The sequence below is a fragment of the Nitrosomonas ureae genome (genome assembly GCF_900108305.1).
Lineage (GTDB): Bacteria > Pseudomonadota > Gammaproteobacteria > Burkholderiales > Nitrosomonadaceae > Nitrosomonas > Nitrosomonas ureae_B.
In genome coordinates this window covers 1-8,179 of the sequence record NZ_FNUX01000043.1, presented here as the reverse complement: position 1 = coordinate 8,179, position 8,179 = coordinate 1, and the positions used below count along the sequence as shown (strand labels likewise).

General features: G+C 46.2%; 10 protein-coding genes. 7 read left to right on the top strand and 3 right to left on the bottom strand.

Annotation, left to right across the window (positions count from 1 at the left end):
- The 3 genes from C4S39_RS14525 to C4S39_RS14515 form a co-directional block, all read left to right on the top strand.
- On the top strand, positions 1 to 419 hold a 419-nt coding region (locus C4S39_RS14525; protein ID WP_146059781.1), incomplete at its 5' end, for an IS5 family transposase.
- A gap of 36 nt (positions 420 to 455) precedes the next feature.
- Positions 456 to 1,073, top strand: a complete 618-nt coding sequence (locus C4S39_RS14520; RefSeq protein WP_258039465.1) for a spermidine synthase — start codon at positions 456 to 458, stop codon at positions 1,071 to 1,073.
- 214 nt (positions 1,074 to 1,287) lie between these two features.
- On the top strand, positions 1,288 to 1,533 hold the full coding sequence (locus C4S39_RS14515; RefSeq protein WP_103967654.1) for a hypothetical protein: 246 nt from the start codon (positions 1,288 to 1,290) through the stop codon (positions 1,531 to 1,533).
- An 86-nt stretch (positions 1,534 to 1,619) separates the two neighbouring features.
- Here the strand turns inward: C4S39_RS14515 and recN are convergent, their stop codons facing one another.
- Both recN and C4S39_RS14505 read right to left on the bottom strand, forming a co-directional pair.
- A complete protein-coding gene (recN, locus tag C4S39_RS14510) occupies positions 1,620 to 3,299 on the bottom strand; it encodes a DNA repair protein RecN (RefSeq protein ID WP_103967653.1) in 1,680 nt (559 codons plus the stop codon).
- Between the two features lie 25 nt (positions 3,300 to 3,324).
- Positions 3,325 to 4,197: an NAD kinase gene (locus C4S39_RS14505; protein ID WP_103967652.1), complete on the bottom strand. Its 873-nt coding sequence runs from the start codon at positions 4,195 to 4,197 to the stop codon at positions 3,325 to 3,327.
- Between the two features lie 294 nt (positions 4,198 to 4,491).
- Here C4S39_RS14505 and hrcA point away from each other — a divergent pair, with 294 nt between their 5' ends.
- Together hrcA and hemH are read left to right on the top strand one after the other, a co-directional pair.
- Positions 4,492 to 5,511, top strand: coding sequence for a heat-inducible transcriptional repressor HrcA (gene hrcA, locus C4S39_RS14495; RefSeq protein ID WP_103967650.1), 1,020 nt, complete (start codon positions 4,492 to 4,494; stop codon positions 5,509 to 5,511).
- A 147-nt stretch (positions 5,512 to 5,658) separates the two neighbouring features.
- Positions 5,659 to 6,744, top strand: coding sequence for a ferrochelatase (hemH, locus tag C4S39_RS14490; RefSeq protein ID WP_103967649.1), 1,086 nt, complete (start codon positions 5,659 to 5,661; stop codon positions 6,742 to 6,744).
- A 49-nt stretch (positions 6,745 to 6,793) separates the two neighbouring features.
- Here hemH and smbP read toward each other — a convergent pair whose 3' ends face one another.
- Positions 6,794 to 7,138 carry a small metal-binding protein SmbP gene (gene smbP / locus C4S39_RS14485; RefSeq protein WP_062557500.1) on the bottom strand — a complete coding sequence of 115 codons (345 nt, stop codon included), beginning with the start codon at positions 7,136 to 7,138 and terminating at the stop codon, positions 6,794 to 6,796.
- 410 nt (positions 7,139 to 7,548) lie between these two features.
- Here smbP and C4S39_RS14480 point away from each other — a divergent pair, with 410 nt between their 5' ends.
- The gene (locus C4S39_RS14480) at positions 7,549 to 7,866 is read left to right on the top strand and encodes a hypothetical protein (protein ID WP_103967648.1); all 318 of its coding nucleotides are present in this window, start codon (positions 7,549 to 7,551) and stop codon (positions 7,864 to 7,866) included.
- 8 nt (positions 7,867 to 7,874) lie between these two features.
- Positions 7,875 to 8,179, top strand: a 305-nt coding sequence (locus C4S39_RS14475; protein WP_146059780.1) for an IS3 family transposase, incomplete at its 3' end; no start/stop codon positions are given.

The window sequence follows — 8,179 nt, the reverse complement described above, 5'->3', positions numbered from 1 at the left end:
TCGGTAAATCCCGAGGTGGCTGGACCACCAGGATTCATCTGGTTGCCGCAGATGCCAGAACAGCCATAACCTTTGCCTTATCTCCGGGGCATGCGCATGATGCACCGGAAGGGCGACAACTCTTGTTAGCGCTCGGCCCCGTCTCTTCACCTACTCATCTGCTGATGGATCGTGCTTATGAAGGTGATCAAACCAGACAGCTTGCATTGGAGCTCGGTTATATCCCGGTTGTCCCACCCAAAACTAATCGATTGGAGCCCTGGGAATATGACCGCGCCATGTACAAAAAACGCAATGAGATCGAAAGATTATTCCGCAGACTCAAGGGCTTTCGTCGAATATTCTCCAGATTCGACAAACTGGATATCATCTTTCTCTCATTCATCCATTTCGCTCTTATCGTCGAAGCACTTAGGTAGTGTTAACAGGCCATAATTGGCCAAGGCGCCGGACATATGGTTACGGCTTTGAATAAGGCGGCAATTGTAACGGATACGCTGGAAATTGATCCGGCTGTTGCTGAAGCGGCCAGTGAGCATTTCGACTTTATGCCGACAGGACGCAGAATCATCGGAGATGCACGTTATGAAATCCGTCAACTCAAAGATCCTTATGACTTAATCATTCTGGATGTTTTCACTGGCGGCACCGAACCCACGCACCTATTGACTGTTGAAGCATTAACCCAATTGCACAGCCTGCTTTCAGAGCATGGGATTCTTGCACTGAATTTTGTCTCATTCCTGGATCGCGGCAAAAATACGGCGCTGGCCTCTGTTTCAAGAACATTAGCGCAAGTCTTTTCGCATCAACAAGTATTCATTTCCGATCCAGGCACCGATTTTAATGATTTCATTTTTCTCGCAACCAATCATGCCATCAATTTGGACGATGACTCCATACCTTTTTCCAATCGTGCATGGCTGAAACAACGATTATTGGATATTGATTCGACGCATGGAACGGTCTTGACCGATAACTTCAGCAATCTCGAATTATTACAAATCCGCAAATCCGAACATTACCGGCGGATGATCGTTGACTCAATCGGTACCCATCACTTTATCCGTTAGGAATGGCGCCGTGTTCATCGTCAGATAAGGTAGAAAATAAAAAACCGGAGGTTCCGCATTAAAATACCATTAATTAATAACCTAAATAAGGCAATGAAATCATAGAGGAAATTATTGTCCAATTCTTTACTATATTTAATGACCACTTTGAATTGCTGAGGATTCCACTATCCTTGGATAACCCAGTCAATCTATCAAAAATGGAAAACAACCCATGCTTAGCTTAAAAGAAATATCAGAAGCACTCGAAGGCGTAAGCCGCAACCATGCATTGAAATTGCTGACTGATTGCGGAATTCGGCACAAGATACTACTTTCACGGAATGGAAAGAAAATTTACTACGCCATAACCCGGGAACAGATCCAGGAAGGTGCGCTTAAAGAAAAAGACCCCAAGCAAATCGCCATACAACAGAGTATTGCCTTAGTGATGCTGGAAACGGCATTGAATCGTCACTAAGTCTTTCTTTTCAAAAATCCGGGTCGGCTTGAACAGGATATAACATACATGCCATTCACATGTATTGACCGGCAGGATTCAGCAAACTAATCGCCAGCATCACTTTGCAGCATTTCTGCCGCATGCCGCCGCGTGGTTTCCGTGATATTGACGCCACCAAGCATACGGGCAATTTCTTCAATGCGTTCCTGCGGATTTAGAAGCGCGATTTTGCTCACCACCTGCATATTTTTCTCTTGTTGATTAATGCGTTTCATCACTTGCAGATGCCGATCACCGGTCGCAGCAACCTGCGGCAAATGCGTAATGCACAGAACTTGCCGGTCTTTTCCAAGCTTCTTTAATAAAAGACCGACAATCTCCGCGACTTGTCCGCCGATCCCGACATCGACTTCGTCAAAGATAAGCGTGGGCACAACACCCACTTTGCTGGTAATCACCTGAATTGCCAAACTAATACGTGACAACTCTCCTCCTGAAGCCACCTTTGCCAAGGGTCGCAGCGGCAGACCCTGGTGCGCAGCCACCTGAAATTCAGTCTGCTCCAGACCATTGGCATTACCTGTTTCCAATAGCATCAATGACACTGAAAATTCACCTCCAACCATCGCAATCGTCTGCATTGCCGCAGTCACCTGCAATGACAAATCTTTACCGGCTTTTTTCCGTACCTGACTCAGCATCTCGGCTTGACTAAGGTAGTCAGTCAACGCCGCGGCTTCAAGCGCTTGCAAATGGCTGATATCCGATTCTGAGCCCAGGGATTCCAGCAGGCTGGTGGTGGTATCGAACAAATGCGGTAATTCTTCCGGCGTTACACGAAACTTTCTCGCCGTCGCATGAATCTCGGACATTCGTTGCTCGATCCCCTGCAGCAATTGGGGATCCAGATCCAGGCTCTGGCGATAATGCTTCAACTCGTAAATTCCCTCCTGCAGCTGGATTTGCGCGGAATCAAGCAAATCGGTAATGGATTTGAGTTGCTGATCAAATTCCAACAGATCCTGCAATTGATTTTTCGCAGCATTAATTTGCATCAACGCGGCATATTCACTTTCAGATAGGGTATCAATGCTCGTATCCGCTGCAGCAAGCAAAGCAGCCACATGGGATAACCGGCGATGATCGGCTTGCAAGGCTTGCCATTCCTCTAGCGTAAAATTTAACGTTACTAATTCCTGCAATTGCCACTCGAGCTGCTCACGCTTGTCCTGTGATTCCGTTGCACGGTGCTGCATGGCTACCCTTCGTTGATGACAATCTTGCCAGTGTCGATACGTCAGCTTAACTCCTCGTATCAAATCATCCCTGCCTGCAAAAGCATCGAGCAATTCACGCTGCACATCTTTCTGCAATAGGGATTGATGCGCATGTTGACTGTGAATGGCTACCAGATATTCCCCCGCAGTGCGTAATTGCTGGAGTGTAACCGCATGTCCGTTAATGTAACTGCGCGAACGACCGCTGGTTTCTATAATACGGCGCATCAAACAGCTATCGGAATCACCCTGCAAGTCATTGTCGTTCAGCCAGAGTAATAACCCGGGCAAATGATTGATATCAAATGTCACATTGATTTCAGCACGTTCGCAACCCAGTCTTATTTGACTGGCATCGCCGCGCTCGCCCAAAGTCAGTGCCAGCGCGTCAATCAGAATTGATTTTCCTGCACCCGTTTCTCCAGTCAGAACTGTAAAACCAGACAAGAAATCAAGCTCAATCCACTCTACAATGACAAAATCTTTTATACTCAGGTGCCTTAGCATGGAAGTGCATTCAGTGCGAAGTACATCAAGGAAACTCACTCCAACCCAGTTTCTCTCTGAGCATGCGGTAATAACTGTGATTGATCGAGTGTAACAATCGCACTGTCTTGGGAAAACGCCGCACGATAATACTGTCCGTCAGATCCAGATCAAAGCAGGAATGACTGTCGCAATTTATGCGCACATTCACACAACTTTGTATCTGAATTTCAACAACAGCTTCCGGTCCGATTACGATGGGGCGATTACTGAGGGTATGCGGACAGACTGGCACCAGCGCTATCAGATCCAGCCCGGGATGCAAAATCGGGCCGCCGGAAGACAACGCGTAAGCAGTCGATCCAGTCGGTGTAGTCACAATCAATCCATCAGCACGCAGTGTATTGACATACTCGCTATTGACTCTTACTTCAAATTCAATCATGCCGCTGCTCATGCCGCGATAGAGAACCACATCATTGAATGCCAAACTGCCAAAAACGCTGACACCATCACGAATAATTTCGGCATATAACAGCATGCGCCGCTCGGTAATGTAATTCTCCGCAAGTATTTCATCAAGGGATGTAAACATTGTGTCTACTGATAAATCAGTAAGAAAACCGAGCCTTCCCTGATTAATCCCGATTAAGGGCACATCATAGGAAACCAGCATTCGTGCAATATTTAACATGGTGCCATCACCACCCATTACTACTGCCAGATCGGCCTGTGCGCCGATATCTTCCAGAGTCAGCGCCGGATATTTATCGCTACCGATCTGTGATGCCGTGAGATGATCCAGCAGAACAGTATAATTCTTCGCCGTTAAATATTCAGCTAACCTCAGCAGTGATATCGCAATTTCAGGATTTTTATGTTTGCCGATCAGCGCGATGGCGGAAAATGAAGAGTTCATGACTCAGGAAAATAGCCTACTGTAATTGTATTGCAAAAAAATTAAATTTAAATACTAAAGTTATCTCTAAAATTAAGCAGGTTAATCTCAAAATAATGCAAGCAAAGTTGAAAATAACCAAATTGAACATAGCTAATCAACAATACAAACCCTTTCAAAAATACCTATACTACGATTGCAACGCCAAGCTCATCTGGGGAATCCCACCATCGGGGAAGTTTAGCATAGATGAGATTCGACAAATTACTCTTACAACCAAACTATGGATTCTGCTGATTCGTGTAGAATTACGCCATGCTAAATGAACGTGCACAGATATTATTGAAAACGCTGGTAGAACGGTATATCCACGATGGCCAACCAGTCGGCTCGCGTTCACTATCAAAATTTTCCGGACTTGATCTCAGTCCGGCGACTATTCGTAATGTGATGGCTGATCTGGAGGAAATGGGACTCGTGGTCAGTCCGCATACTTCAGCGGGAAGGATTCCAACTCCAAAGGGATATCGCCTTTTTGTCGACACGCTGCTGGTAGTGAAAACATTAGATAAAATTGAATTGAGCCATCTGGAAAATCAGCTGCATCCTGACAATCCTTCTCGCCTGATCAGCGCGGCTTCACAACTGTTATCAGAATTGACCCGTTTTGCCGGTGTCGTGATTACGCCAAAACGGAAAGGCGCAATATTCCGTTATGTGGAGTTTATGGCATTATCCGAGAAGCGCATTCTGCTGATTATCGTAACACCTGAGGGCGATGTACAAAACCGCATTCTCTTTACCAATACCCCTTACAGCCAATCCGATCTGATCGAAGCCGGCAATTTCATTAACCAGAACTACGCAGGCTGTACATTGGATCAGATTCGCAATCGCTTGGGCAGCGAACTAAAACAATTGCGTAGTGAGATGATCAGTCTCATGAGCGCAGCGATTGAAATGGGTGGCGATGCAGTCAATGAGAGCAGCGAGGCCGTGGTGCTGGCTGGTGAACATAATCTATTACAAGTTGATGATTTCTCTGACAATATGAGCAGCCTGAAAAATTTATTTGAGCTATTTGAACGCAAAACCAAGCTGTTGCAACTGCTCGAATTAAGCCGGCAGGCACATGGCGTAAAAATCTTTATTGGCGGCGAATCCGATAGCACATCGCTGGAAGAATTCAGTGTGGTAACCGCACCTTATGAAATGGAAGGAAAAATTGTAGGCACAGTCGGTGTGATCGGCCCTAGACGCATGGCATATGAGCGCATTATCCCAATTGTCGACATTACTGCGAAACTGCTTTCCAACAGCCTGTCGCAACATTGAGCTTATACTCACCGGACTTATTACTGGCCATCAATGACAAGACCCACAATACAATTGCATTTTCTCATTCTGCCGATATCCAGTAAAACCCAAGCTCTAACTCTGTTAATTAATTATTTTCCCAGATGAAGGTAAACTTTAGAATCCATGACCTCAAAATCTCGCTATCAGCATGGTTCGCGCAATCGAACCGGCGTACTGTTAATAAATTTAGGAACGCCTGACGCGCCAACGGCTCAAGCGCTACGCCCGTATCTCAAGGAGTTTCTCAGCAATCCTCGTGTCATTGAAGTGCCCCGACTAATTTGGTGGCCAATTCTGCATGGTTTTATCTTACCTTTCAGACCTAAGGTATCGGCAGAAAAATACGCAAAAATCTGGATGCCGGAAGGCTCACCGCTTAAAGTGCACACCGAACGGCAGACAAAACTGTTACGGGAAATGTTACAAATCCGGTTAAAAAATCCACCCATGGTCGAATACGCGATGAATATAGGCAAACCCTCTGTGGCCACCATTCTACAAAATATGCAGGCGCAAGGTTGCGAGCGCATTCTGGTCATTCCGCTCTTTCCCCAATATGCTGCCAGCAGCACCGCAGCGGCAATGGATAATGTCTTCACGGTATTAAGCCGGATGCGTAATCAACCGGCTATACGCACCGTCAAACAATATCACGATCATCCGGCTTACATCGCGGCACTCGCACACAATGTGCGCGATTACTGGAGCGCACACGGACGCCCGGACAAATTAATTATCAGCTTTCACGGCACCCCGCGTTCTAGCTTGGATAAAGGCGACCCTTATCATTGTGCTTGCCAGAAAACCGGACGGCTACTAGCTGAAGCATTGGCTTTGGACGCGAACCAATATGCCGTTTGCTTTCAATCGCGTTTTGGCAAGGCTAAATGGCTAACGCCATATACCGCCGTTACTCTGGAGCAATTGGGCAAGGCACGAACACAGCGTGTCGATGTGATATGTCCCGGATTTGTGTCCGATTGTCTGGAAACACTGGAAGAAATTGCGATTGAAGCGAAAAATATATTTGTTCAAGCAGGCGGTAAGGAATTTCATTATATTCCCTGTCTGAACGAGCGCAACGACTGGATTCAGGCATTGGCGGATATTGCGTGCAGCCATCTGCATGGGTGGCTGGATAATGAAGTTTCCGATGAAGCGGCTCAGTTATCGAGAAAACTGGCTTCGGAAATGGGAGCGAAGAGCTAATCAATAAAATTTTCCCCTCGCGAGTTGGAGGGGAAAAATGACTTTATTATCAATGGCCGGATTGACGCATATGTTTCATCGCTTCTTCGGCATGTTTGGCAGACTCCTGGCCATGGCCCATTTCAGCATGTTTAATTGCTTCTTCCAAATGCTTGATCGCTTCATCCATGTGTTTATGGGCTTCAGCATGCTCCTTGCCAGCTTCTTTTGCATGCGCCAAGCTTTCTTTTGCATGCGAAAGTGATTCCTTGGCATGCCCCATTTCACCGTGAGCCTGAGCTTTCCCTGCATGCTCCATCGCTTCTGAGGTATGACCTGCATCCGATGCCCAAGCCTGAGTACCGATAAAAAATGCGAATGTTCCGGCTACGATTGCTGTTGATATCAATTTCATACTTAATTTCTCCTTTTATAACGATGTGTTAACAGAGATAGATTTTTCTATAAAATCTTAGCGACTGGTGGATGGAACTTCAAAACAAAACTATCCAACATTTATTAAAGCCACCAACGTTTTTTTCAGTATATACCTAATTCATGTTCCGAGATACCTGTCCACGATTATTACTATTATGTAATCTGATCCAGATCTCATCGGTGTGAGTAGCGTTTCGCGCGAGCCTGGTGAAATGATGAATTAACCATTGGCATCCTCCTTAGCCGCCTTTGTTGTCTTCGCCTCTTGCTGGGCAAGAGTCATTACATTCAAAGTTGAGGCATTTTCTGTTTCTATCGCACTGGAGTTGGAGTTGGAGTTGTCCCCTTAGAACGGACACATTATGTTCAGTTTAAAGGAGAAGAAATATGACACAAAACTATAAACCTGCTTACCCGGCGGAATTTCGTCACCAGATGGTGAAATTGGTAGCATTAGGCAAATGTCCCAAGCAATTATCCAAAGAATTTGGCTGCCACTACACTTCGATCCAAACCTGGTGTCATGCAGCGGGTGTTCAATATCGGCCTCAGGCAACGGTCACTACTTTTGCATCGAGTGGCACTCCCTTAAATTCTAACGAACGGCAGGAGCTGATGGAATTGCGTAAGAAGCTCAAACGCGTGGAGATGGAGCGTGACATATTGGCAAAGGCTACGGCCTGGTTTGCAAACAACAAAGATTGATTGGAAAGGTGTACCAATTAATCAAGGCAAACCGGGCACAATTTCCGGCTCGTATTCTATGTGAAACACTTGGTGTATCGCACAGCGGTTACTATGACTGGGCTAAACGCACGCCCAACCAGCGAATCATTGCCAACCGCCGATTGATCGAGCAGATCATGACGATATACCGCAAAAGTGATTGTACGTATGGCCGCCCCCGCATTACCGTTGAATTGGCCGATCGTGGAGTCAGGGTCAATCATAAGCGCGTAGGCAGGTTGATGCGTGAAGCTGGAATTAAAGGGGTGAGCCGCAGGCGAAGCTTTGTGAT

Coding starts and splice junctions, on each gene's coding strand:
- C4S39_RS14520 (WP_258039465.1), top strand. CDS start 456: ATGGTTACGGCTTTGAATAAGGCGGCAATTGTAACGGATACGCTGGAA.
- C4S39_RS14515 (WP_103967654.1), top strand. CDS start 1,288: ATGCTTAGCTTAAAAGAAATATCAGAAGCACTCGAAGGCGTAAGCCGC.
- recN (WP_103967653.1), bottom strand. CDS start 3,299: ATGCTAAGGCACCTGAGTATAAAAGATTTTGTCATTGTAGAGTGGATT.
- C4S39_RS14505 (WP_103967652.1), bottom strand. CDS start 4,197: ATGAACTCTTCATTTTCCGCCATCGCGCTGATCGGCAAACATAAAAAT.
- hrcA (WP_103967650.1), top strand. CDS start 4,492: ATGCTAAATGAACGTGCACAGATATTATTGAAAACGCTGGTAGAACGG.
- hemH (WP_103967649.1), top strand. CDS start 5,659: ATGACCTCAAAATCTCGCTATCAGCATGGTTCGCGCAATCGAACCGGC.
- smbP (WP_062557500.1), bottom strand. CDS start 7,138: ATGAAATTGATATCAACAGCAATCGTAGCCGGAACATTCGCATTTTTT.
- C4S39_RS14480 (WP_103967648.1), top strand. CDS start 7,549: ATGACACAAAACTATAAACCTGCTTACCCGGCGGAATTTCGTCACCAG.